The following is a 24,315-nucleotide window of genomic DNA, read 5'->3' on the forward strand; positions in this document are numbered from 1 at the left end:
GACCCGAGGAGCATGCATGATCACGACGACCGCGGCGGACGACCCGAGCCGAGCCGCCCTGCCCGGCAGCCCTGGCGGACTGGACGGGCCGGGCGGGCCGGGCGGGCGGGCCGCGACGATGACGATCGGCGGTGCGGCGGTGCCCGGGGAGAGCCGGTTCGACATCGTCAACCCGGCCACCGGCGAGATCCTCGCCGCGGCTCCGGCCGCCAGTCCGCGCGACCTCGACGCGGCGATGGACGCCGCCCAGGAGGCGTTCGGAGCCTGGCGACGCGACGAGGCCGCCCGCCGCGACGCGCTCGCCGCCGCGGCCGAGGCGGTCACCGCCGCGGTGGCGGATCTCGCCGCGATCCTCACCGCCGAGCAGGGCAAGCCGCTCGCGGAGGCGCGGGCCGAGGTCGCCGGAGGCGCGGCATGGCTGCGCTACTTCGCCGGGCTGGACCGCGGGCGGCAGGTGGTACAGGACGACGAGCATGCTTTCGCGGAGGTGGTGCGCCGCCCGCTCGGCGTCGTCGCCGCCATCACGCCGTGGAACTTCCCGGTGGCGCTGGCGCTGTGGAAGCTCGCCCCGGCGCTGCGGGCCGGCAACACCGTCGTGCTCAAGCCGTCGCCGTTCACGCCGCTGACGACGCTCGCGCTCGGCGAGCTGCTGCGCCCGATCCTGCCCCCGGGCGTGCTCAACGTGGTCAGTGGGCCCGAGCCGCTCGGCGCGCGCACCGCCGGCCATCCGGTGCCGCGCCGCGTCAGCTTCACCGGCTCGACCGCGACGGGCCGCCAGGTGCTGCGCGCCGGCGTCGAGGACTTCCGGCGGGTGAGCCTCGAACTCGGCGGCAACGACCCGGCGATCGTGCTGGCCGACGCCGATCCCGCGGCGATCGCCGACAGCCTGTTCTGGGCGGCGTTCCGCAACAACGGGCAGTTCTGCCTGGCGGTCAAGCGCGTGTACGTGCATCGAGCCCGGCACGACGAGCTGGTCGAGGCGCTGGCGGCACGGGCCCGCACGGCGGTCGTCGGGCCCGGGTCCGAGCCGGGTACACAGCTGGGCCCTTTGACCATGGACCGTCAGCGCGCCCGGGTCGCCGAGCTGGTCGACGACGCCGTGGCGCACGGGGCGACGGTGGTCACCGGTGGCGCGCCGCTGGACCGGCCGGGCTACTTCTATGCCCCGACCGTACTGACCGGGCTGGCCGACGGCGTCCGGCTCGTCGACGAGGAGCAGTTCGGCCCGGCTTTGCCCGTCATCGCCTACGACGACCTGGACCAGGCGGTCGCGGCGGCGGACGGCACGCCGTTCGGACTGACCGCCTCGGTGTGGTCCGCGGACCCGGAGCGAGCCGCGGCGGTGGCCGCCCGGCTGGACTGCGGCCAGGTCTGCGTCAACGCGCACGGCGCCGGGCTGCGCCCGGACCTGCCCTTCGGCGGCCACAAGTTCAGCGGCCTGGGCGTCGAGAACGGCCATTGGGGCCTCGACAGTTTCAGCGAGCCTCAGGTCCTCGTCGCGCCGCCCCGGCGGCCGCGGCAGCGGGCATGACGTCGTCGGCCTGGATCGCCCGGTGCAGCTCGCGCAGGGCCCGCCCGGGTTCCAGGCCGAGCTCGTCGACCAGCGTCCGCCGCGTCACCTCGAACTGACGCAGGGCGTCGACGCGCCGGCCGCTGCGGTACAGCGCCAGCATGAGCTGACGGCAGAGCGTCTCGCGCAGTGGATGTTCCGCGGCGAGGCGGCGCAGCGGCCGGATCACCTCGCGGTTCCGGCCGAGCCGCAGCTTCGACTCGACCATGATCTCCACGCATTCGAGCCGACATTCCTCCAGCCAGATCGCGAACCCGTCGACGACCGCACCGCCGCGCAGTCCGTCGAGGGCGGGTCCGCGCCACAGCGCGAGGGCCGCCTCGAGGAGTTCCACCGCTTCGGCGTCCCGGTTCTGGCGCCCCCGATCGCGGCCGAGGTCGACAAGCTGCTGGAAGGTGTGCAGGTCCAGCTCGTCGGAGCCGAACGCGAGGCGATAGCCCGGCGGCGCCGTGTCGATGGTGCTCGTCGCGTTGGCGGCGGCGAGGAGCTTGCGGAGCTGGAAGATGTAGACGTGGACGGCGGCATTGGTCTGCCGGGGCGTCCGTTGATCCCAGATCTCCGTGATCAGTCGATCGACGGAAACGATCTGGTCGGGACGCATGAGCAGGACCGCGAGCGCCACGGCCGTCTTCCTGGCGTTGACCGAGAAGTAGTTGTCGCCGTCCACCATGCGAAGGGGACCCAGAACCTCGTACCTCACCAAATCACCTGCCGTCGAGGGGTCGCAACCGGACGTGGCGGGGCCGGGGCCCGACAATGACCAGGCTCGATTTCAGCCTCGGACAACTTCGAGGCTAGGCAGTCACCGGCAAAGGGCCAACCCCTAAAGGCACGAATGCTTTTACCGCCGGAAAAGGGGTAGCGCCCCCTATCGCCGGTGGCGAAGTGCAGGGGTCACCTGCGCCCGGATCGTCCGCCGCGGCCGTTACCGGGCCCAGCACGGAACCCCACGGGCAGGTTCCCCGCACCCGACGCACAGCCCGCGCGCATTCGCGGGGAATCATATGCCGCGGAGGTGTCATCAAGGCGACAGCGCCGGCGGTGCCTGCGGTCACGCTCCGCTGCGGGCGTCGACCGGCCGACCCATCGCCTCGGACAGCTCGGCCCGCCGGTGCACCTGAAGCTTGCGATAGACCTGCGTGAGGTGCTGCTCGACGGTACTGACCGTGATGTGCAGCAGCCCGGCGATCTCCCGGTTCGTGCTGCCCTCGGCGGCGAGCGCGGCGACCCGCCGCTCGGCGGTGCTGAGCCGGAAGTCGGCCACCAGGGTCCGGGGGACCGCCAGCCGGGGGTCGCCAGCCGCGGATCCGTGGTCGGTGACGAGCCCGGGCGTGGAGGCGCGGCCCTCGCGGGCCAGCAGACGCGCCCGCCGCGCCGTCGCCCGCGCCCGGTCGTGCTCGCCGAGTTCATGCTGCGCCTTGCTGAGGTCCGCCAGTGCCCCGGCCAGCTCGTGGCGGTCACCGCTGACCGCGAGCCGGTCGACGGCGGTGGCCAGGACGTCGGCCCGGCGGCGCGGCGCAAGGGTGGCTGCGAGCACGCGCAGGGTCAGCCCACCGGTGCGGCCCTGTCCGGCGCCCGGCCGACCCAGCTGCTCGTCGACGAGCCGGCGGGCCTCGTCCCGGTCGCCCGTGGCGAGGTGCGCCAGCGCGGCGTCGCTGCGCCACGGCACCAGCGTGGGGACGTCGATGCCCCAGGACCGCATCATCTCCCCGCAGGCGAGGAAGTCGTCGAGCGCGGCGTAGGGCCGGCCGATGGCCAGGTAGTGGTGGCCACGGGCGCGCAGGTAAGCCAGCCCGAACCTGGTCTCGAACATCGTCGCCGGCACCGGCGTGCGCAGCCCGCCGTCGGCCTCGGCGTGCAGGCCGGCCGCCGAGGCGGCGGCGACCAGGCCGGCGAGCGGCAGCCCGATCACCACTCCCCAGCTCGGCGCGGCGATGTGGGTCAGCGCGTCCTGCGCGTGGTGCACCGCGTCCGTGAGGTCCCCGAGCCGCAGGGAGATCTCCGAGCGCAGCGCCGCCAGCAGCCCCGTCCAGGCGGACACCCCGCGGTCACGGGCCTCCTGCAACAGGGTGTCGCACAGCAGGGCAGCCCGCTGCGGGTGGTCGGCGTACATCAGCACGGACAGCGCCGCATGCACCGCGTCGATCGTCGAGTCGTCGAGTCGGATGGTCTCCAACGTGCGCTCGGCGCTGCTGACGGCCCGCTCGTCGGGGCCGCCGGACAGCACGCCGGCCAGCGCCGAGGCGCTGCGGGTCAGCTCGTCGACGACGACGGTGCCGGACAGGGCAGGCAGGCCGGGGCCAAGCCGTCGGTGCAACGGCGGGGACCATGATCGAAGCCATGGTCCGAGCCAGCGGACGCCGTTGCAGGCGCCGGATCGCTCGCCCTGGTCGGGGAGGCCGTCGACCGCCGCCGCGGCCTCGTCGAACCGGCCGTGCCAGACCAACAGGCCGACCAGTGCCAGCCGATGGCAGGTCGACAGCGCGCTGCCCTTGGCGGAGGTCAACGGCAGCAGATGGCGCATGGCCGCCGCCGGATCGGCCCGCCACGCCACCTGGGCCCGACGCAAGGCGATCTCCTGCCGTTCCCGCTCGTCGCAGGCGGCGTGATGGGCGGCGCGCAGGCAGCGGACCGCGAGCTCGACGTCGTCGTCGAGCAGGGCCCGATCCGCGGCGGCGCGCAGCACCCGCGTCGCCCACGCGTCGCGGGTGAGATGGGCCTCGACGAGGTGACGCGCCACCCGCGGCGTCGCCTCGTCGCGCTCGTAGCGCAGCACCGCCGCTCGCCGGTGCAGCCGGGCACGCATCGCTGCGTTCACCTCGTCGAGCACGGCGATCCGTGCCACCGGATGGCGAAAGCGCCAGCCGCGCAGCACGCCGGAGTCGCGCAGCGCCTGCACCGACCGGCTCACGCTCGCCTGGTCCAGGTCGAGCAGCTGCGGCAACAGAACCATCGGGTCCAGGACGTCGACCTCGTCGGAGTCGTCGAACACGGCGAGACCGCGGGCGACCTCGAGGGCGTCGGCGTCCATCCGGTGCAGCACCGCGAGGATCGCCTGAGCGAAGCGCTCCCCCGCCACCGGGCGCGCCGCCTCGCCGGCCCCCGCCGCCGCCCTGGCCCTGGCCACGTCGTCGATCAGGCCGTGCACCAGCAGGGGGCTGCCGCCGCTGAGCTCGTACAGCCACGCCGCCAGATCGGGGCCGACCCCGCCGCCGAGCCGACGGGAGGCGACCTGCGTGACGCCGACGAGCCCGAGGGGCCCGACGGTCACGATCTGGCAGTGCGGTTGGCGCAGCAGGTCGGCCCGGCAGTGGAACGAACGCCCCGACGCGGTCAGGACGAGCATCACCCGGCTGCTCTTCAGCCGCTGGGCCAGGTAGAGCAGGAACTGGACCGAGCAGACGTCGGCGCGGTGGGTGTCATCGACGACCAGCACGAGCGGGCGGTGCTCGGCGATCGACAGCAGCGTCTGGCACAGCTGTTCGAGCGCGCCGATCGGCAGCATGCCATCGCGCACCTGCTGGCCGAGGCGGGACACCGCCTCGGCCAGCAGGGCCGCCGCCGCCTGCTCCTGCCCGGCCGGGCCGCCAGTGAGCTGACCGCGCGCGAGCTGGCTGTGCACGAGCTGGCTGTGCACGAGCTGGCTGTGCGCGAGCTGGCGGAGTACGCCGAGGGAGAGCTGCCGTTCCGCCTTGGTGCCAAGCGCGGTGAGGACCCACGCCCCCCGCTGCCTCGCCTCCTCGGCAAAGGCCAGGCACAGGGCCGTCCGGCCGCAGGAGGCGGGTCCCGTCAGCGCGGCGAACCGGCCGCGCGACTCCACCGTTTCCGCAAGCATCGTCCGAAGGGCCGCGAGCTCCTCGCCTCTCTCCGCCAGAGCCAGTGCTGAAGCAGCCATCGAAACAGAAACCTCCAATACCCTCGTCACGTTCAGAACGCACCGCGAGCGGGACGGGTGGACTGTCTTCCGGCGACCGCGGGGCACAGAGCGATCACGTGGTTACGGAGACTGCCATACCAACCCCGATCCCTCACAGAAGAATCGAAGCTGGTTACTCACAGCTCCTCTCATCCGAAGATGGTAGCCGGCCGAAACGGACTCGTCAGCGAGATGCCGATCGATTGCTCGCCAGCGACGGACGGTAACGCCGCTCACCGGGGACGGAGTCGGTACTCCCGGTCAACCGACCCGGCCAGGGGTCCGGCGCGGCGGAACCAGCATTACTCGACCTCGCCGACCTGTGACCATTCTCACTAGAACAGATTAGGCCGCGTGGAGAGAAATAGAGTCGCCTCTCGATTGGTCCGCCGGCGCAATGAGGGCGGCCAATCCACCGTTCTGGATCGCGTTCATCGAGCGGAAAGACGCCTGGGCGGCGAGCTAAACCGGGCACGCCGCGCCGGTGCGCAATTAGGCGGGCGGGGCGTCTGGGGCGAGGGAGGGCTCGTCGGGGGCGGAGAGGCTGAGCACGGCGTCGACGACGGCGGGCGAGGCGGACAGCTTGGCCTCCACCCCGCGCAGCCGCCTCGCGACGTTGGGCTCGATGTCGTCGCCGATCAGGTCCACATCCCCGACCACGGTGATCATCCTCGGGCCGACGACCTCCAGGCGCAGCCGGGTGACCCGGTCGACCTCGGGCAGCGCCAGCAGGGCCCGCAGCGTCGCCGTCCGCACCTGCGGGTCGGCCTCCTGTCCGATGAGGAACCGCCGGTTGCGGCTGATGAGCACGATGGCGACCACCCCGAGCAGCACCCCGACCAGGATCGATCCGAGCGCGTCGAAGGCCGCCACGCCGGTGATCTGGTGCAGCGCCAGCCCGAGCGCCGCGATCACCACGCCGGCGAGCGCCGCCGAGTCCTCGGCGAAGACCGCGCGCAGCGTCGGGTCGGACGTCTCCACCACGTGCTCGATGACGTCCCGGTTCATCGACGCGGCCTCGGGCCTGGCCTGGCGCACCGACTGCAGGAACGAGGTCCCCTCGAGCAGGAACGACACCGCCAGCACGATGTAGCCGATCAGGTAGTCCCCGCCGGACTCGCCCGCGAACAGCTCCTGCACCCCGTGGGTGATCGAGACCGCGCCCCCGGCGACGAACAGCCCCATGGCCGCGAACAGCGCCCAGACGTACGCCTCGCGGCCGAACCCGAGCGGATGACCCGGCTCCGGTGGGCGGCGCGAGCGGCGGTTCGCCATCACCAGGAAGACCTCGTTGCCGGTGTCGGCCCAGGAGTGGGCGGCCTCGGCGACCATCGAGGCGGAGCCGGTGAGCAGGGCCGCCCCCGTCTTCGCGATCGCGATGACCAGGTTGGCCACGAAGGCGACGGCGACGGTGAGGCCGCTCTCGCTCTTGCCGGCGCCGCCGTCCTGCTGCAGTGGGATCGCGTCGCGCGCCTCCGGCGGCAGCTCGGCCGGGGCGGGTGGCGTCGTCAGGCTCTCGGTCGCCGGCTCGCACTCCTCGGCTGCCGGCGGTGAGGCCGACGCCGAGACAGAAGCCGAGTCCGGCGGTTTCGGGGCCGGGACAGGCGAGGCGGCGGGCGCGTCATCCGTGTCAGCGGGCATGCCTTGGTCCTTAGCCCCGATGACCATGTTCTAACCCGACAAGGCCGGATGTGTCGCACGAATCGCCGCCGGCGGCCGTGGTGTCGCTCAGGTGACCGGCCGGACGCCGTCCGCCCGACGCGGGAACGGGTCGCGCGCTGTTAGCGTGCCCCGGTGGAAGCATCGGGCGGACGGGGCCTGCGGGTCGACGCGGCGCGCAACTACGAGCGGATCATCGCCGCGGCCGACCAGGCCTTCGAGGACGTCGGGCGGGCGGTGACGCTGGAGGAGGTGGCCCGCCGCGCCGGCGTGGGGGTCGCCACCGTCTACCGCCGGTTCCGCAACCGCGACCAGCTCCTGCGCGCCGTGTTCGACCACCTCGTCAGCACCGAGATCGTGCCCCGGCTGACCCGGGAGACCGACGACCCGTGGCACGACCTCGTCGGCGCGTTGGAGGCCACGGTGGCGGCGCTGGCCGGCCGGCAGGTGATCCTCGCCCTCGCCCGCGAGACCGACGCCTTCCACGTCGAGGGGGTGCACCGCTACCTGGAGTCGATGGAACGGCTGCTCGGCCGCGCCCGCGACGCCGGCGTGGTGCGCCCCGAACTGGAGCGCCGGGACCTGTCCGCGGTCGTCGTGATGGCCCTGGCCACGGTGCGCCCCGACGACCCGGCGGGCCTCGACCGCCGCCGCTACCTCGCGCTGCTCGTCGACGGGCTGCGCCCGGCCCCCCGCGCGCTGCCGCCCCCGGCCCCCGGCGGCCAGCAGACCTCCGCGGCAAGCTGACATGTCCTACCGTCTGTTGTCCGGATGGTCGCGAGGGGACGTCGTGTGGCTTGGTAGCGCCGTTGTGTGCGGGGTCGCGCTGGTGGCTCTCGCCGGATGTAGCTCGACCGAGGACGGGGCCGAGGCCGGGAAGGTCGCACCTCCCGTGGGTGCGCCCGTCACGGCGGGCCCGTTCGAGACGTTCCGGCAGCGGCCCGGGGTGGCCGCGTTCGTCGCCGCGTTCCGTACGACGTTCCCCGACCTGGCCGACGGCCAGTCCGACGAGGCCATCGCCTCGGACGTCACGCATGTCTGCCTGGACGCACCGCAACCGGCGCGGTTCCGCGGAACACCTTGGTCACCAGGGTCGGGTACAGGCCGCTCATAATTGCTGCGATGACCCACGCCAGCCATGCCGGCCGCCGCCCACCCGTGACCGCCGCGGCGGGACGGCGCACCGCCGAGATCGAGGCCGCGCTGGACGCCGCCGCCGCGCTGCTTGCGGGCGCGGGCGCGCTGCTGATCTGTGCGGGCGCCGGCATGGGCGTGGACTCGGGGTTGCCCGACTTCCGCGGCGACGCCGGCTTCTGGCGGGCCTACCCGCCGTACGAACGACTCGGCCTGTCGTTCGTGGAGCTGGCCGACCCGGTCCACTTCCGCGACGATCCGACGCTGGCCTGGGGCTTCTACGGCCACCGCCTCGGCCTGTACCGGTCGACCAGGCCGCACGAGGGCTTCGCCGTGCTGCGCCGGTGGGGCGCGCGGCTGCCCGGCGGGATGCACGTGTTCACGTCCAACGTCGACGGCCAGTTCCAGCGCGCCGGCATCGACGCGGTGGCGGAGGTGCACGGCTCCATCCACCACCTCCAGTGCGTCGGCCCGTGCGGCGGGGAGATCTGGCCGGCCGACGGCGTCGAGGTGGACGTCGATCCGGAGACGATGCGCGCGGGCAAGCCGCTGCCCCGCTGCCCGTCGTGCGGCGACCTGGCCCGGCCGAACATCCTCATGTTCGGCGACGGATCCTGGGTGAGCCAGCGGACCGACGCCGCGCTGCGCTCCTGCTCGTCTTGGCTGGACGAGGTGACCGCTCCGGGCGGCGACGGCCCGCTGGTGGTCGTCGAGATCGGCGCGGGCACCGCCGTGCCGACCGTGCGCCGCACCGCCGAGTCCCTCTCCGACCACCCGATCCGCATCAACCCCGCCCAGCCCGAGATCCGCCCCGGCACCGGCGTCTCCATCCCCCTCGGCGCCCTGGCGGCCCTGACCGCCCTCGCCGCTCGGCTGCCCTGAGCCGGCGCCGAGATCAGCCGTACGGCGGACGCTTGCCGATTTCGCGTCATCGTCGGTCACGTGGCCTAGAATGGCACCCGCGTCCGGGTACTACTTGGCGATCCCGACTCGGACAGTGGCCGCACGGGGAGCCGAAGAGGGTGTTTCGGTGGAGTCGCTGCACGCATTCGCCTTTCCCTGACCCACCTGCAAGACGCCATCGGAATGCCAGGGGTTCACATTCACCTACACAGCACGACGCTTTATAGCTCGGGCGGACGGCTTTTCGATCACTACATGAATAGCTTCGACCGAGTGTACTCCGGTTCCGTGCCGGTAGAGGGGAGCGTGGCGCGCCGTGGGTAGAAGGGACTTCTACGACGATCCGGCCGCACCGAAACCGAATTCGATTGTTCCGGCCGCAACGGTCGTCGTTCCCGACGAGCAGGGTCGGGTGCTGCTCATCCGCCGGTCGGACAATGGTCGGTGGGCGCTCCCGGGCGGACAGATGGAGGTGGGCGAGTCCCTGCCCGAGGCGGCGGCGCGAGAGGTCGGAGAAGAGACCGGGCTCATCGTCGAGATCGTCGCCATCCTGGGGACCTATACCGACCCTCGACATGTGATCGCCTACGACGATGGCGAAATCCGACAGCAGTTCGCCATCGGATTCGAAGGGCGGATCATCGGCGGGACACTGCTGGCGGACGGCAGCGAAGCCAGGGATGCCCGCTTCGTCGCTGCGGAGGACCTCGACGCGTTGAACCTGCACCCGTCCATGCGCCTGAGGGTCGATCACTTCCTGTCGCCTACGTCGTCGCCGTACATCGGTTAGCGACATCAGGTAGAACGAAGGGAGCACCGTGACCCGGATCGTCTGGGCCGAACTGCCGAGCACGGTCCGGCGCGAGGTCGAAGAACGGATGGGCCGTCGGTCCGGTCCGGCTCGGCGAGGCCGTCGGCGTCCCCGAGGTGACGGATGCCGGCTTCGAGGCGAGGATGGGGATGGCGGCCGACACGTTGGACCACCACCTCGGCTACCGGAGAGCCAACAGTTGAGGTAGACGATGTCAGCCACTCCTAAGATCGGCGTGATCGGTGGCGGCGCGTCCGCGGTCTGCCTTCTCGACGCGCTGGCACAACAGCAGGACCTGCCCGCCGGGAAACTGACGGTATTCGACGGCGGGCGACACCTGTGGCGCGGTCGCCCCTATCAGCCGGACCTGGACACGATGCGGGTCAACGCGATACCGCAGGACATGTCGGTACGGGCGGGCGACGTCGGTCATCTCGCCGAATGGCTCGCCGCCCGTAGGCTCTTCGTCGACACCGGGACATCGTTTCTCGATCCCATCTCCGGTGCGCCGTTCATCCCGCGGGCAGTGTTCGGCGACTACCTGGAGCAGTCCGCCAGGGTGGCGTTGATGACGTTGGCCGAGCGAGGCTGGCGCGTCGAGCTCAAGCGGCGAATGGTTCACCGCGCCGTGTCAACCCGCCACGGCCTGGCCCTGCGCGCAGCGGACGGTGAGGATCACGAGGTCGACTACGCGGTCCTCGCCACCGGTGCGGGAAGACCCGCCGACCCGTACGGGTTGGCCGGTTCCGCCGGGTTCGTGCGCGATCCCTACCCGGCCGCCGAAATGCTGGCCACGATCCCCCGCGACGATGACCTGGCCGTGATCGGCAGCGGGCTGACCGCGGTCGACGTGACACTCGCCCTGGCCGCCCGCGGACACACCGGCAGGATTCAGCTGCATTCCCGGCAGGCGGTCCTGCCCGCCGTGCGGCAACGGCCCGCCAGGTTCACGCCGCGCCACGTCACCGCGGCGCGGTTGCGGGCAATGGCCGCCTCGGGTGTAGCACTGCCCCTGGCCGACCTGATCACCATGATCGGCGACGAGCTCACGGCGGCGGGCGAGGACGTCGACGCCGTACGGACGGAGATCGGCGCCGCGCGCCGGGAGGAACCCGCGCACCGGCTGCGCCGGCAGCTCGCCGAGGTCAACGCACCGGGCGGCCCGCTGCGCCTGCTACAGCAGATCATGCCCGACGTCGGACCGGATGTCTGGCCGCTGCTGCCCGAGCACGACAAGGACCGCCTGCTGACCGAGCACCACCGCGCCTTCATGAGCCTGTGCTGTCCGATGCCGCCCGCCAGCGCCGCCACGCTGCTGCACCTGCTGGAATCCGGGCAGCTCGAGCTGATCGGAGGACTCCGGCGCATCGAGCCGGGCGCGGGCGGCTTCGTGGCGAGCACCGCCCGAGGCGAGCATCGGGCCGCCGTAGTCGTCAACGCCGTCAACGGCCGCCTCGGCGGCGTCAGCGACCTCGCCGCGCCGATGCTGGCCTCGCTGGTGGACGCCGGCCTGGCCGAGCGACATCCGCGCGGCGGGTTCTATCTCGAGCGGGCCACCAGCCGCCTGACGGTGAATGCCCGCCCGGACCGGCGGCTGTACGCGCTCGGGGATCTCGCGATGGGCAGCCTCTTCTTCACCTTCGGCATCCAGTCCCTGGTGGACCGGGCCGTCGACATCGTCACCTCGATCCGAGCGGACAGCGTGCACAGGGCACGCCGCCCCTTCCGCCGCGCCGGGCGCGACGTCCTGCAACCGATCTGAGCCGCATTCCATCCCGCACGATCCACCCAGGCTCGTTCTCCTCGTCCTGTTCCGCCGTCTCGTCCTGTTCCGCCGTCTCGTCATGACCGCAGATCGGCAGGATCTCAGTCGGCGCGAGCGGTCTCCAGGGCAAGCCGCCGGATCTCCTCGACCACCTCACTGGAAGGAGGTGGCAGGTGATCCGGGCTTTCCGGGGACACCTGGGGCAGGTACCGGGCGATCCACTTCTGCTCGGGATCCGTGCGCCGCTTCCAGTTCCTGACCGTGATGCGCCGGGCTGCCGCCAGGACCTCGGGATGGTCCCGGACGTGCTGGGCGAGGAAGGTCAGTTCAAGCTGATGAAGCTGAAGAAGTAGCCGCGGTCCCGAGTGGAGTCCAGTTCCAGCCGGCGCAGCACCGCGTCACAGGCACGCGCGTCCCCGACCGCGATAAGCGCGAACAGCGCCGCCTGCTGAGTATCCTCACTCCTCACCGCCAGGGCGTCGACTAGCCTCTCCGTACACGATGCGTCTCCGCGCTTAGACAGTGCGTCAATACTTGCCAGACGGACACCCAAAGATTTATGGTCGACATAGGGAGTGAACAGGCTGAGGTCGATCGGCCCCGATCCATTTGCCAGAGCAAAAAGATACAGTTCCAAACTGCCCCCGCGGGCGTCTGCCAGACCGTCGATGAGTACCTTCTCCGCCTCCCCACCCCAGGCCACGAGGAGCGAGGCTGCCTCCTCCGGGACCATCCATGCCCGCGACTTCAGCAGCCTCGCGATCGGTGCCAGGGGAACGTCCCTGAACTCCGTCGCCGCCAAGGAGGAGAGGATCGCGGTCTGACGTACCGCAACTCGCTCTGCCAGCAGTGCGCGATAGAGCAGATCGCAGGCCCGCCGACATCCCTGCGCCGCAATGTCACCAATCTCCTGAACGCGCCGCGCGAACTCATCGTCCGACAGGTGACGCAGGTGCTCAGGTTCGAGCCGTGCCAAGCCACCGCCACCTTCGCCTTCACTCGCAACGTCGACGGACTCCACTTACATCGACTCGCCGTGTCCAATCAACCACCGTTCATCCTCGTACTCCGGCGGCAGTGCAGCGTCATCAGGATCAAGTCCGATCCGCTCGAGAGCGTCGAACCACCTGTCGCGAACAGAGTCTGGCAGCCGTGCGCCGCACCACGGGCAGTATGCGATACCTACCCAGGATGAACCGCCATCATGAACCCAAATCCCGTACTCCTGATACTTCGGCGTGAAGCCAACGAGGACGTCCGGGCAGCCCTGCGGCTCCACATGACCATCCTCGCAGATGAAGGTGGCCTGTCCATGCATGTCGGCACAACAATGTGGGCCACCACGGCCGATCGGCGAACTTTTTATACTCGACCTGTCCATGACCTCATTTTATACACGCCCGCTCGCGGGGATCTCTCACAGTTCTCCGCAGAGATGCAAGAGCGCCCAGGTAATCTCGGGACTCGATACTCTTCTGGCTCAGCGGCAAGAAGTCCCATCCTCAACGACTGGGAGTCTGCGCGGCGAACCGCAAGTGCAGCCATCCGTACCGCAAAGGTGCGGAGTATGGTCGCCTCACCGAAAGGAGAGATTTTGTGGCGTCAGCCACACGATCTGGTGGGACTGCTTCAATTTTACGAGCACACGCCGGATGGCCATGTCACGCTCGCGGTCAAGCCTGCGACAGGATCGTGATCCCCAGGCGAATTGACGGAGCAAAGGCTTCTGACGTAGCGCGTTTCACCACGGCCTGGACGAGGACGGGGCGCCGGCATCGTGGTGATTACCGTGACCGCCGTCGAGACAGCAGGAACTTCAGGATCGGATTGAGCTGCTCGTACGCACGAGCTCGCTGGACTTCGTTCACGAGGAGATAGCGGAAGCCGTCCTCATCCGCCGACTCAAGATAGCCCATTGATGACAGGCCCTGAATCGCTGGGGGCCGTGCGATCCAGTCCGCAAATATTGGCGCCGGAGTCGGAAATATCGCGCTAGCCGCCCTGAACTCTTCTGCCGGATCGAGTCGAAGAATCCTGGCCGTTCTCCACAGAGGTGCAAGAGCGCCCAGGTCGTCTCGGGCATCGATGCTCCTCTGGCTCGCAAGGCCAGCGGCAAGAAGTCCCATCCTCAACGACCGGGAGTCTGCGCGGCGAACCGCAAGTGCAGCCATCCGTACCGCGAAGACGCGGAGTATGGTCGCCTCACCGAAAGGAGAGATTTTCTGCGTCAGCCACACGATCTGGTGGGACTTCTCCACATACTCGAGCATACGCCAGATGGCCATGTCACGCTCAATGGGAATACCAGCACGGATGTATCCTTTGATATCTCGGGTAGCGAGACATGATATATCTGGGCGATCTATTTCGACCATCTGATCTCCACGTCTTGCATGTCAGCCCTGTTCTCTCTACGCCACCGGAAGCTGTGCCGAGAATTCCAGCGGCAATAGTCACTCGGCAGCCGCCACTGCGGATCCGGACCGGTATGAGCGCGACCACCGTCTCGCTCATACCGGTCCGGATGGGATGAGCGAGACGGTGGCCGCGCCGCGTGTGCCGCCACGTCCAAGAGGTGGACTTCAGATCGTCAGTGCCGTCGCGATAATTTCACTTTAGCCCGTTGCACCACGGAGTGCAAATTCTCCAGTACCATACCCGCTTGGCCTTCCAGTAGCCCCATAGTCCGGCGTGCTGGTAGGGCCATTTTTTGTACCCATAGTCTTCGAGTAGGTCTATCTCTTTCTGAAAGTAGGAGCCGTCGTGCCCCCACCAGTTCGGTTGGGACACGGCGCGGATCTCGTCGCCGCGATAAACCGCCCTGGTCAACCAGAACACATTGAGGGCCCAGCTGAACCTGCTGTTCGGCTCATTGAGCACTTCGTATCCGGGTAGATTCCGGTAGCGCGCTACATCCCACCTCCTTCCTATTATTATGATCTTCTTGTCATTGCATGAGCAGTGACCGTTGAGGTCGAAAGTGTTGTAGGGGTCCTGGTGGGCGTAGTCGTAGGGGTTGTCGGAGCCGCCGGGGACGGGGTCGGTTTGGAGGAAGCGGCCGGTGGTGGGGTTGTAGAGGCGGGCTCCCATGAGGATGACACCGGAGAGGGTGTCGTGGGAGCGTTCCTTCGCGCCGAGCCAGCCGTAGCGGGGATAGGCGGTGGCGGGGTTGTAGGGCTTGCCGAACTCGTTGGTCTCCTGGAACGAACTCGTCGAGGTCGCCGAGGTGGAGTCGTCAGCGGTGGCGACGATGTTGCCGTGGATGTCGGCGAGTTGGAGGGTGACGGTGCCGGCGTTGTCCTGGATGGCGGCCAGGTCGGAGCCGATGCCGTGGATGTTGCGGGTCCAGGTGCCGCCGGTGACCCCGATCCAGGCGGGGCTGTCGTCGGAGTCGTCTGTGTAGTGGTTCGTCGAGGTGGTGGAACCCTGGGTCCAGGAGCGGATGCGCCGCGCCGGGTCGAGGGCGTAGGTGCGGGTGGTCGAGCCCTGGGTTTCGGAGGCGACCATGTCGTCGGCGTTGTAGCCGACGGTCAGCGCGGTTCCGCCGGCGTCGGCGGCGGGGACGGTCGTGGTGCGGCCGAACGTGTCGTAGGCGTAGCCGGTGTCGGTCTGCCGGTCGGCCTGGTCGTAGCTGTGGGTGAGGGTGTAGGTGGGGGTGGTGGAGGTGCTGCAGGCCGCGCCGGGCGCGTTGGTGCCGGCGTCGGGGTAGGAGATCTCCTGGGTGCGGTTGGAGTCGGCGTCGTAGACGTAGCGGCGTGAGGTGCACGTCTGGGTGCTGCCGGCGGCGCGGACGTCGCGGGCCAGGGTGAGCCGGCCGGAGGGGTCGTAGAGATATTCGAGGCCCTGGTTCGGGGTTCCGACGATGCGGCCCTGGCCGTTGATGTTGTCGATCTCGCTGTAGCCCAGCCAGGTCGTCCCGGCCTTGGCGTACGTCAGGGCGGTGGGGCTGGCGGTGTTGTCGTACTTCCTGGTCGCGACCAGACCGCTCGGATAGGTCTCGGTCGCGAGAGCGCCGTCGCCGTTGTACGTGGCGGTGAACGTCGACGGCGCCGAACCCGCCCCGACATTCAGGCTCGTGACCAGGCCGCGGTGCTCGGTGGAGCTGTCGTAGGTGTAGGTGTAGGTGCCCTTGCCGTCGTTGACCGTTGCCGCCGCGCCGTCGATGTCGTAGGTGGTGGTCGCGGTGTTGCCGTCGGCGTCGGTCTGCGAGGTGACCTGCCCCCAGGTGTCGTAACCGGTGGTCAGGGTGACGCTGTTCGCGGTCGTGGTGGTCGGCAGTCCGGTCGAGGTGCTGTAACCGAATGTCGCGGTCGGCACCGCGGTGCCGCCATCTCCCGCGGGGCTCACCGCGAGGGCCGCGGAGGTCTTGCGGCCGGCCGCATCGTAGGCGGTGGTCGTCGTCCTGGTCGTGGAACCGACGGTCTCGACGGCGGTCAGCGGTTCGTTGAGGTTGTTGTAGGTGTAGGTCGTGACCGGCAGCGGAGTGCCCGAGCTCGGTTGGGCCGCGGGACCCTCCGAGCAGGTCAGGCCCGCCCAGGACGCGTTGACGCAACCGCCCGAACCGGTCGGGGTGAAATACGAGGTGACGGTGGTGAACGCGTCGGTGCCGGCGCCGTTCGCCTTCGGCTGGCGAACCTCCACCGGCTGGCCGGCGAGGTTGTAGTAGGAGGTGCGGACGACGTCCGGGGCGGACCCGCCGCCCATCCACGTGGTCACCGTCGTCGGCCTGCGCAGTGTCCAGCCGGACGTGGCCCCGTCCGCGCCGGTCTTCGCCTCGTAGCCGTTGATCACCTTGCGGGGGTCGGTGTCGCTGCTGCCGTCGTAGGCGGACGCCGTCACCGTGGTCGGCAGGTGGTAGATGACGCTGCCGCCCGGCGCGCCCTGGTCATAGTCGGTGTGGGTGTGCAGCCGCGCCGACGTGCGGACACCGCCGTTCGTGACGTAGCGGTGCTTCGGCCCGTAGGCGTCGACGGGCACCACCCCGTCGGCGGACCAGGTGGTGTCGGTGTCGAGCAACTGGGCGCGGGCGGCGGAGTCGGTGAGGGCCGCGACGGTCGGATCGGTGTCTGCCGTGGGCGACAGCGCCTGGTTGCGATTCTCCGCGGTCAGCTCGCGGACGGTGTTGCCACGCAGGTCGTGCTCGGTCGTCGTGACCTGCCAGGCGCCGGCGCCGTAGGAGGCCGAGTTCACCTCCCGGCCGTTGGCATCCATGTAGGCCAGGTCCGCGAAAGGCCAGTCGGAGGCGCCCGGCGGCGACGCCGGAACGCGGCTGGCGGGAAACACGGCCGTCGCGAAGGACGGCAGATCCTGCTGGCCCCAGGTGCCCACCGCGGACGGCGACATGTCGACCGGCGCGGAACCACCCGACAGCGGAATGTCGTAGACGACGCTCTGGGTGGCGTTGCCCGCACCGCCCGGACGAGCCCGGGTCAGGCTGATCAGCCGGCCGTAGCTGTCGTAGTTGAAGTTCCAGGTCTCCTCGGCCGGTGGGATGTAGCCGAGGACCCGGTTCTCGCTGGTGTACCAGTACAGGGTCGCCACATGGCCGCCGCCGGCGGAGTCCAGCCGCGGGTCGTACTCCTGGCGCAGTCGCCCGGTCGTGTCGAACTTGTAGCGGGCGACCTCGACCGGCGCCGCGCCGTTGAGCGACATCGAGATGGAACTGATCCGCCCGGCGTAATCACCCCAGGTGGCGGGATCTCCACCATCGGCGGTCGCGGTCGTGGACGTGGCGTAGCTGATGGTCAGCGCCCGGCAGCCGGCACCGAGCGAGCCCGAGCAGGTCACCCCGGCCGGAACCGGAGCGAGGATCCGCGTGGTGCGCCCCTGGCTGTCGACGGTGAACGTCGAGGTGTTCGCGTTGCCGGGTTCCATCACCCGGTCGTCCACCCAGATCGTCGCGCCGCCGACGGTCGTCGAGTTCCAGGTCGTCCTGGTCCCGTCGACGTCGGTGAGCGTGAACTGCGTCGCCGAATCCTTCGTCAGCGACGAACCGTCGGCCGCGGTGTCCGCGACCCCCGCGTAGTGATACGGATAGCTGCCGGAACCGACCCGCGTGTAGACCGCCGGCGCGCCCTGCGCGGAGGTCAGCGTGACGTAGCCGCCCGAGTCGGTGTTGTCGGTCAGGACGCGGTTCGCCGAGCCGGACGCCGGCCCGGGAATGTTCGACGTCCAGCCCGGGCCGAACACCCCCGCCGGCGTCGAGGTCGCCCCCGGCGGGGTGAGGGTGGTCAGGGTCCGGCCGACGGACAGCGTGCCGGTATAGGTCGGCATCGTGACGTCGGTCGCGGACACCGAGAAGTCGCCGGTCAGCGGAGCCAGGGTGCCGGGGCCGATCTTCTCGGTGGCGTTCGAGTCGCCGAACGCGTTGATCGTGTACTGGAACGTCGTCGCCGCGGTGCACGAGATGGTGCCGCCGGAGGTCGCGAAGCATGCCTGGACCTGCACCGGGCCGTCGTTGCCGGCGAAGGTGGTCGGCAGGCTCCAGATCTGGTTGTCGAACAGCCCGGAACTGTTGCGCGACACCGGCCAGGTCGGATGGGAGGTGGTCCCCTGGATCGTTACGGCGCCGGTCGGCACGTCCAGCCAGGGCAGGCCGGGGTCGGTGCCCTTGCGGTAGTGGTAGGCGACCGAGACCTGGCTGCTCGGCGCTTCACCGCGCAGTGTCACGAACCGCTGGGCGCGGGACTGCGGCTCGGGTGAGGCGAGCGCGCCGTTGCCGACGCCGAACGCGTAGCTCGCGACCGGGGAGAGGTTCCCCGCCTTGTCGATCGCGCGGACGTAGAAGGTGTGCAGGCCCCCGGCGGGGGTCAGTGTCGCGCTCGCGGTCGCGGTCGTCGAGGTCGACGGGGACGGCTCGTCGAGGCCGTAGAGGAAGCCCGCTGCGTCCCCGCCCGGGGAGGTCCACAACACCGTCCCGGACGTGGTGCCCGACCATCCGCCCGACGGCCAGGCCGACGACGTCAGGGCGCTCGGCGCCCCCGGGGCCGTGGTGTCGATGGTGAACGGGATCCACGACGACCAGGCCGCCGAGTAGTCCACGCCGTCGAAGGCGCGGGCCCGCCACTCGTAACTGGTGCCGTTCGTCAGCAGCCCGGCCGGAACCGACCAGCTTCCCTGGGTGTTCTCGCCGATGTAGTCCGTCGACCCACCGGTGATCTTGGTGGCCCCGGCGGCGTCCCACACCTCGAAGTCGAGCCGGACGGTACCGCCGTCGTCGTCGGTGGTGAAGCCGTTGAGCGTCGGGGTCGTCGAGTTGGTGATGACGGTGACGGGGCTGCCGCCGCACTGCGCCGAGCACGGGGAGGTCGAGCGGCCGGCGACCGTCGTCGGGTAGGAGTTGTAGGTCGTGGAGATGAAGGGAGCCAGCGGCGTGTCGCCCGAGTAGAAGTACTTGAACTGGTTCGCGTCCGACTCGCTGGACGCCCGGATGGTCAGCGCCTCCGGCGAGGGCGCGCCGTTGTGCGCCCAGGCGTCGACCAGGCCGGTGATGTCGATGTTCGTGCCGCCGGAGCCGGTGCAGGAGCCGCCGTTGTTGGAGGTGAAGCTGCCCCAGGTGATCCCGTCCGCGCTGGGCTGGGTGTTCCACGTCGTGCCCGGGCCCATGCCGCCGGCGCCCTGCACGATCGTCGGCTCGGCGGTGCACGTCGCCGACCCGTCCTGCCACAGGCTCAGGACTGCCGAGGTGACGTGCCGGTTCTTGATCGCCGAGTCGTCGAAGCGCAGGAACGACCGGTTCACCGTCGCACCCAGGTAGTTACCGACCCGCAGGATGTCACCGGTGTCGTAGTTCGTCGTCGGGTTCGCGTCGTTGACGTCGGTGTCGAGGTTGTCCGCCAGGGTCGCCGCCGGGTCGATCGTCACCGGATACTGGCGGGAGGGGTCAGTGAGCCATGCCTTGTCCGGCTTGAGGGCGAGGGTCGGCGCCGCGGCGGTCCCCTCCAGCGTGCTGTCGATGCCATGGGTGCGGTCCGGCAGCTTCGCCTTCGGGTCGACGTGGGCGTCCCACATCAGCGGCGTCGGCGAACGGGCCGCGACCTTCCCACCCGCGGACAGCCGCAGCTCCCCCGCCGAGGTCCGCTCGGCGGTCAGGCCCTTCAGCCGCATCGGCAGCCGCAGCGCGGCCTGCGCCGCCGCCGGGGTGTGCGCGACGATCCGCACGTCGTAGCCCGTCGGGACGACCTTGACGACCAGATCGGTGTCGGGCGCGGCGTCGCGATAGGTCGCCGTGGAACCGGCGAGCACGGGGGCCGGCAGCGCCGCCGACCAGCCGAACGCCACCTCCCGGCCCCCGTCGACCAGCGTCGCGACGTCGCCGCCCGCCTTGCCGCCCGCGGACAGGGTGATCCCCGCCTTCGCGACCTTCGGGGTCACCTTGCCGCCCGCCAGGACCAGCTTCGCGTCGACGTCCACCCAGCCGTCACCGCGGCGGACCCGACGGATGCCCGAGTAGGAGTCGACCGTGACCGTCCCGTCCGGGTTCACGAACGTCGACGTCGACTCCGTCCGGGCATCCGTCACCTCGATCCGCCGCTTCTCCGCATGCGCCGCAAGCTGCGCCGAGACGAGGTCGGGCCGTTCGGCCGGACCGGACGGTGCGGGCTGTCGGGCGCCGCCGGACGGGGTCGCGGCGGCCTGCGCCGCATTCGGTCCGGCCGGGGTGAACTCCACGATCGTCACGGCCAGAACGGCGACCAGCAGCATGCCGAGGAAACGGTGGAACGACATGCGAGTTCGCCTGATGAAAGCGCGCTTCACGCCAACTCCGATCTCGCCGGAAACGAAGGTGTCCGGAGGCGGTGGTGAGTGCGGTCACCGAGGGGAACGGGAACCGCACTGAGCACCGAAAATGACAGGCGCACAGATCTCGGTACAGAAGCGATTCGGGCCGTTGGTCTTCCGTTGTGTTGCGCAGGGTAATCACCGACCCGCGGAGACCGCGGCGATCGACTGCTCGGCGTGATGGAGGAGGGCGCCGACGACTCTCCCGTGCGCCTTGACCGCAACCGTCAGTGAGTTACTTCCGCACGATCAGCGCTCCACCGATGCACGCTCCGCGATCGGGGTAACTTGGGTCACACAGTGGTGTGTTACTTGCCGGAAACTCACCGCCGCCCTCTGCCATCTGGTTATCGATCGATGGCCGGCGACGAGCCGCCACCCCGCACCACGCGAGCAGATCAACGCCCTCGGTAAGCGGAGGGGTTCGCGCCGGGCGGTGCCGGCCTTCGGGCTGAAACGCCAAGGTCAGAGACCTGATGGAGATCGATCGAAGCGGTCACCCACGATCGCGCCGAATGCGGACAGCGACCAAAGTCGATCACTCGATGCGAGTCGAGCATCATTGATCGTTAGGGGCAGTAGGGAACTTCTCGCTCCGACTGGCTGACAGATTGCCCGGCCATATGCCAAAGTCCTATTCCGGATCCGAGCCTGGAACGACCCGGGTTCGACATCGTCGATCATTGTTGGGGCTTCTGGTCGCCGGCCACGGATCGCTGCCGTGGAACCATGTGGCCCGGAGCGGAAAGTCGAACGGGACGGCTGATCACGGCCGTCTTTCTGTGCTCAATTGTGGTCCGGGAACGCGGTCCGGAAAGGCGGCGTGGTGTCGCGCCGACCGAATCCGGGGCGGCGCGCCGGCCGCCGTCCGCGCGGCTCCATCCACCTGCCCCACCGAGGGAGGCCATCGGTATGAGCCGTGCGCCCGAGCACCCTGGACGCCACCGCGCCGGCGCCGGCGCCGGCGCCACCGCGGCCGGCCGGCACCGCCCGACGCCGCCACATCCGTATCCCGTAAGGTCCGCGGACGGGCACGCCGAGCCACGTCCCGATCCGCGATCCGACCGACAGGCCGACCTCCGACCTGGGCTGCACTCCCCCGCGGCCCCCAGACGCCACGCCCGACGGGACGGGCCGACCGCACCGGGCCGGCAGGGCGGGCGGAGACGACAGGCCGCGCCGGACCGGCAGGGCGGGCGGGGACGGCAGGGCGGGCGGGGACGGCAGGGCGGACCGGACCGCGGCCGTAACGAGGGCCCGGCGGGCCGGCGGTCCCGCACCGCCGGCATGCTCGCCGCCGCGCCGATGGTCGGCCTGCTCGTCGCGCTGTGCCTCGTTCCCGGAGCCGCCCCCCGCGCCGCCGACACCGCCCGGGCCGCCGCCCCGCCGCCGGCCGCGCACCCACCCACCCGGGACTACGACCTCGACCTTCCGCCGCTCCAGCCGGCCGTCCCGGACACCGGCACCGCGACAACCGCGAGCCCGCCGACTCCGACGCCGACGCCGACAGGGCCGGACGGCCAGCCACTCGCGGGCGCCACCGCCAGCCCACCAGCCGCGACGCCGCCCTCGGCCGCCCGGGCGCTGACGCTGACCGCCGCCGACCGCCGGATCCCCGCCCGGATGTTGACCGCCTACCGGAAGGCGGCCGCTCGCACCGCCGTCGATCAGCCGGGCTGTCACCTGCGCTGGCAGCTGCTCGCCGGCATCGGCCGCATCGAGTCCGGCCACGGCGTCGGCCGCACGATCACCGCCGAGGGCACCATCATCAGCCGCATCCTCGGCCCGGCGCTGGACGGACACGACGGCCGCGCACTGGTCCGGGACACCGACGGCGGGCGGCTCGACGGCGACCGCCGCTACGACCGGGCCGTCGGGCCGATGCAGTTCATCCCCACCACCTGGGCGTGGGCGGGCCGCGACGGGTCGGGCGACGGCCGGGCCGACCCGAACAACGTCGACGACGCGACCCTCTCCGCCGCCGGCTACCTCTGCCGCCACGACCGCGACCTCGCCGATCCGGCCGCGCTGCGGGCCGCCGTCTACAGCTACAACCCGTCGTCGAGCTACCTGCGCGCAGTCCTCGCCTGGGCCGCCGGCTACACCACCACGCCGGTCCTGCCCGGCGCCGACGTCGCGCCGCCCGCGAGGCCCTCGGCCCAGCCCACCGCCGCGCCCCCTGCCGCCGCTGCCCCGGCACAGGCCAGCCCGCCCAGGGCGACCGCAACACCGGCGCCGCCCGCCACCGCACCGGCGTCGGCGCCGGCATCGGCATCGGCGTCGGCCGGGAAGACCAGCGCCGCCCCGGCCGCGCGCCCGTCCGCCGTTCCATCGGCCCCGGCCCCGGCCCGCTCAGGCACCACATCCAGCGTCGCGCCGAAGCCGACGACCACGCCGCCGCCACCGCCGCCGTCGGCGAGCGGCTCCCAGGCAGGGCCCTCGGCAACCGTGCCGGCCTCGGCCGATGCCCCGGCCGCCTCGCCGAGCGGTCCCCTGCTCGTCGTCTCCCTCACCCCCGCGGGCGACGCCCAGTCGGCGGCCTCACCGACCGCCACGTCCTGAAGCCGAACTCATCGCTGCCCAGCCGACCCCGCCACCGCGGTGAGCCGCACCGAAACGAGACGCCATGCCGCGCCCCACGCGTTACCCTCCGGTCTTCCGCGCACAGGCCGTGGCCCAGGTCATCCGGGCCCGGTCGGGTCACACCTCCGAATGGGCGACCATCCAGGCGGTGGCCGCGACGCTCGTGATCAGCGCCGAGACGCTGCGGACCTGGGTCCGCCAGGCCGAGTCCGCCGATGTTCTCGCCCGTGCCGACCTCCGTCGCCATCAGGCCGAGATCCGCCGCCTCACCCGGGAGAACGCCGAACTGCGCCGGGCCCTCGGCCTGCTGCGCAACACCGCGCCGCCCCCGGCGACCGGCCGGGCGGTGACCGGCACCGACTGCCGCGACGGCGAGGGGCGCCGGCGGGGCGAGGAGGGCCGGACGGTGGTACTGCCGCGGCGACCTGAGCCGCCGGCGGGCGAGCGGGACGCTAGCAACCTGCCGGGGGCAGGTTCCACACCGCGGTGACGGCGGGAGGCACCGAGGAGGCGCAGAGCTGCCCGCCCGAGTCGCCGGCCAGCTTCCATGATCCACCCTTGGGGTGGGTGAACACCCACGGACCGTCCTGGAAGGCGATGAGGGGGTCCCCGGCCGCCCCGTTGAGTCTCCTGCCCTTCGCCAGGGCGCTCGCCGACGGCGCGAAGTCGGCGACGGCCCAGTAGGTCCCGGTGCCGGTCTCCTGCGCGTAGTAGACGGAGCCCGCCGCGGTCGACGCGACATCCGACCGCGTGACGAGCGCGCTGTCCGGCCCCTGATGCCCGGCGACCCACGCCACGACGAGCTGCTCGCGCAGCACAGCGTCCACCGGGAGGTTGCGCGCCCCGGCGGTGGCACCGGACGACGCGCCGGCGGGCAGGACCGTCGCACCGGCTCCGGTCGCGGCGGATGCGGTTCGCGCCGCGACGCCGGAAGCGGTCCCGGCGGTCCTGACGGTCGCGGCGGCGGAGGCGCTCGCGGCGGCGGAGGCCGTCCCGGTCGTGGCCGGCGAGCCGGCCGGGGACACCGTGGACGACCCGGTGGAACCGCTCGCACCGCACCCGAAGAGGAGCACACCGCACAGGACGGCGCCGGCCAGCGACAAGCCCCGGGCGACCCAGAGGGCCGCCCGGGAGTCCGACGATGACAGTCGCATGACGACCTGGCCTCTCTCGAGCCATCAGCGCGACAGGCA

The 24,315-nt window shown here is 71.0% G+C and carries 15 protein-coding genes; 7 read left to right on the forward strand and 8 right to left on the reverse strand.

Annotated elements, in window-relative coordinates; all coding sequences use genetic code 11:
• Window positions 1–16: 16 nt before the first annotated feature.
• Window positions 17–1,531: an aldehyde dehydrogenase family protein gene (locus AC5R91_RS04745; protein ID WP_495395888.1), complete on the forward strand. Its 1,515-nt coding sequence runs from the start codon at window positions 17–19 to the stop codon at window positions 1,529–1,531.
• Here AC5R91_RS04745 and AC5R91_RS04750 read toward each other — a convergent pair.
• From AC5R91_RS04750 to AC5R91_RS04760, 3 genes are all read right to left on the reverse strand, one after another.
• The gene (locus AC5R91_RS04750; RefSeq protein WP_495395889.1) at window positions 1,476–2,270 is read right to left on the reverse strand and encodes an AfsR/SARP family transcriptional regulator; all 795 of its coding nucleotides are present in this window, start codon (window positions 2,268–2,270) and stop codon (window positions 1,476–1,478) included. The genes AC5R91_RS04745 and AC5R91_RS04750 overlap by 56 nt on opposite strands.
• A gap of 351 nt (window positions 2,271–2,621) precedes the next feature.
• Window positions 2,622–5,465 (reverse strand): AAA family ATPase, encoded by a 2,844-nt coding sequence (locus AC5R91_RS04755; RefSeq protein WP_495395890.1) that lies wholly within the window; start codon window positions 5,463–5,465, stop codon window positions 2,622–2,624.
• Between the two features lie 513 nt (window positions 5,466–5,978).
• Entirely contained in the window at window positions 5,979–7,127 is a 1,149-nt protein-coding gene (locus tag AC5R91_RS04760) for a cation diffusion facilitator family transporter (RefSeq protein WP_495395891.1), read from the reverse strand.
• Window positions 7,128–7,280: 153 nt separating this feature from the next.
• Here AC5R91_RS04760 and AC5R91_RS04765 point away from each other — a divergent pair, with 153 nt between their 5' ends.
• The 4 genes from AC5R91_RS04765 (at window position 7,281) to AC5R91_RS04780 (ending at window position 11,755) form a co-directional block, all read left to right on the forward strand.
• A complete protein-coding gene (locus AC5R91_RS04765; RefSeq protein ID WP_495395892.1) occupies window positions 7,281–7,892 on the forward strand; it encodes a TetR/AcrR family transcriptional regulator in 612 nt (203 codons plus the stop codon).
• Window positions 7,893–8,267: 375 nt separating this feature from the next.
• Entirely contained in the window at window positions 8,268–9,161 is an 894-nt protein-coding gene (locus AC5R91_RS04770) for an SIR2 family NAD-dependent protein deacylase (RefSeq protein ID WP_495395893.1), read from the forward strand.
• Window positions 9,162–9,498: 337 nt separating this feature from the next.
• Entirely contained in the window at window positions 9,499–9,972 is a 474-nt protein-coding gene (locus AC5R91_RS04775; protein WP_495395894.1) for an NUDIX domain-containing protein, read from the forward strand.
• A 232-nt stretch (window positions 9,973–10,204) separates the two neighbouring features.
• Complete coding sequence (locus AC5R91_RS04780; RefSeq protein ID WP_495395895.1) at window positions 10,205–11,755, forward strand: FAD/NAD(P)-binding protein; 1,551 nt, start codon at window positions 10,205–10,207, stop codon at window positions 11,753–11,755.
• A gap of 325 nt (window positions 11,756–12,080) precedes the next feature.
• Here the strand turns inward: AC5R91_RS04780 and AC5R91_RS04785 are convergent, their stop codons facing one another.
• The 4 genes from AC5R91_RS04785 to AC5R91_RS04800 all read right to left on the reverse strand — a co-directional run bounded on the left by AC5R91_RS04785 (window position 12,081) and on the right by AC5R91_RS04800 (window position 20,485).
• On the reverse strand, window positions 12,081–12,779 hold the full coding sequence (locus AC5R91_RS04785; protein ID WP_495395896.1) for a HEAT repeat domain-containing protein: 699 nt from the start codon (window positions 12,777–12,779) through the stop codon (window positions 12,081–12,083).
• Window positions 12,780–13,139 carry a DUF6980 family protein gene (locus AC5R91_RS04790; RefSeq protein WP_495395897.1) on the reverse strand — a complete coding sequence of 120 codons (360 nt, stop codon included), beginning with the start codon at window positions 13,137–13,139 and terminating at the stop codon, window positions 12,780–12,782.
• Between the two features lie 403 nt (window positions 13,140–13,542).
• On the reverse strand, window positions 13,543–14,133 hold the full coding sequence (locus AC5R91_RS04795; RefSeq protein WP_495395898.1) for a hypothetical protein: 591 nt from the start codon (window positions 14,131–14,133) through the stop codon (window positions 13,543–13,545).
• A 235-nt stretch (window positions 14,134–14,368) separates the two neighbouring features.
• The gene (locus tag AC5R91_RS04800) at window positions 14,369–20,485 is read right to left on the reverse strand and encodes a DNRLRE domain-containing protein (RefSeq protein ID WP_495395899.1); all 6,117 of its coding nucleotides are present in this window, start codon (window positions 20,483–20,485) and stop codon (window positions 14,369–14,371) included.
• Between the two features lie 1,341 nt (window positions 20,486–21,826).
• Between AC5R91_RS04800 and AC5R91_RS04805 the strand changes: the two genes are divergently transcribed.
• Both AC5R91_RS04805 and AC5R91_RS04810 read left to right on the forward strand, forming a co-directional pair.
• Window positions 21,827–23,101 carry a lytic transglycosylase domain-containing protein gene (locus AC5R91_RS04805; protein ID WP_495395901.1) on the forward strand — a complete coding sequence of 425 codons (1,275 nt, stop codon included), beginning with the start codon at window positions 21,827–21,829 and terminating at the stop codon, window positions 23,099–23,101.
• Between the two features lie 64 nt (window positions 23,102–23,165).
• The gene (locus AC5R91_RS04810) at window positions 23,166–23,612 is read left to right on the forward strand and encodes a transposase (RefSeq protein ID WP_495395902.1); all 447 of its coding nucleotides are present in this window, start codon (window positions 23,166–23,168) and stop codon (window positions 23,610–23,612) included.
• On the opposite strand, the gene AC5R91_RS04815 is transcribed toward AC5R91_RS04810, so the two are convergent.
• Window positions 23,575–24,276, reverse strand: coding sequence for a hypothetical protein (locus AC5R91_RS04815; protein ID WP_495395903.1), 702 nt, complete (start codon window positions 24,274–24,276; stop codon window positions 23,575–23,577). The two genes, AC5R91_RS04810 and AC5R91_RS04815, sit on opposite strands and share 38 nt — an antisense overlap.
• Window positions 24,277–24,315 lie beyond the last annotated feature (39 nt).

The organism is Frankia sp. BMG5.60, assembly GCF_059428125.1.

Excerpts from the sequence above, each read along its gene's own strand:
- AC5R91_RS04745 (WP_495395888.1), top strand. The coding sequence starts at position 17 with ATGATCACGACGACCGCGGCGGACGACCCGAGCCGAGCCGCCCTGCCC.
- AC5R91_RS04755 (WP_495395890.1), bottom strand. The coding sequence starts at position 5,465 with ATGGCTGCTTCAGCACTGGCTCTGGCGGAGAGAGGCGAGGAGCTCGCG.
- AC5R91_RS04760 (WP_495395891.1), bottom strand. The coding sequence starts at position 7,127 with ATGCCCGCTGACACGGATGACGCGCCCGCCGCCTCGCCTGTCCCGGCC.
- AC5R91_RS04770 (WP_495395893.1), top strand. The coding sequence starts at position 8,268 with ATGACCCACGCCAGCCATGCCGGCCGCCGCCCACCCGTGACCGCCGCG.
- AC5R91_RS04780 (WP_495395895.1), top strand. The coding sequence starts at position 10,205 with ATGTCAGCCACTCCTAAGATCGGCGTGATCGGTGGCGGCGCGTCCGCG.
- AC5R91_RS04790 (WP_495395897.1), bottom strand. The coding sequence starts at position 13,139 with ATGGACAGGTCGAGTATAAAAAGTTCGCCGATCGGCCGTGGTGGCCCA.
- AC5R91_RS04795 (WP_495395898.1), bottom strand. The coding sequence starts at position 14,133 with ATGGTCGAAATAGATCGCCCAGATATATCATGTCTCGCTACCCGAGAT.
- AC5R91_RS04800 (WP_495395899.1), bottom strand. The coding sequence starts at position 20,485 with ATGTCGTTCCACCGTTTCCTCGGCATGCTGCTGGTCGCCGTTCTGGCC.
- AC5R91_RS04805 (WP_495395901.1), top strand. The coding sequence starts at position 21,827 with ATGCTCGCCGCCGCGCCGATGGTCGGCCTGCTCGTCGCGCTGTGCCTC.
- AC5R91_RS04810 (WP_495395902.1), top strand. The coding sequence starts at position 23,166 with ATGCCGCGCCCCACGCGTTACCCTCCGGTCTTCCGCGCACAGGCCGTG.
- AC5R91_RS04815 (WP_495395903.1), bottom strand. The coding sequence starts at position 24,276 with ATGCGACTGTCATCGTCGGACTCCCGGGCGGCCCTCTGGGTCGCCCGG.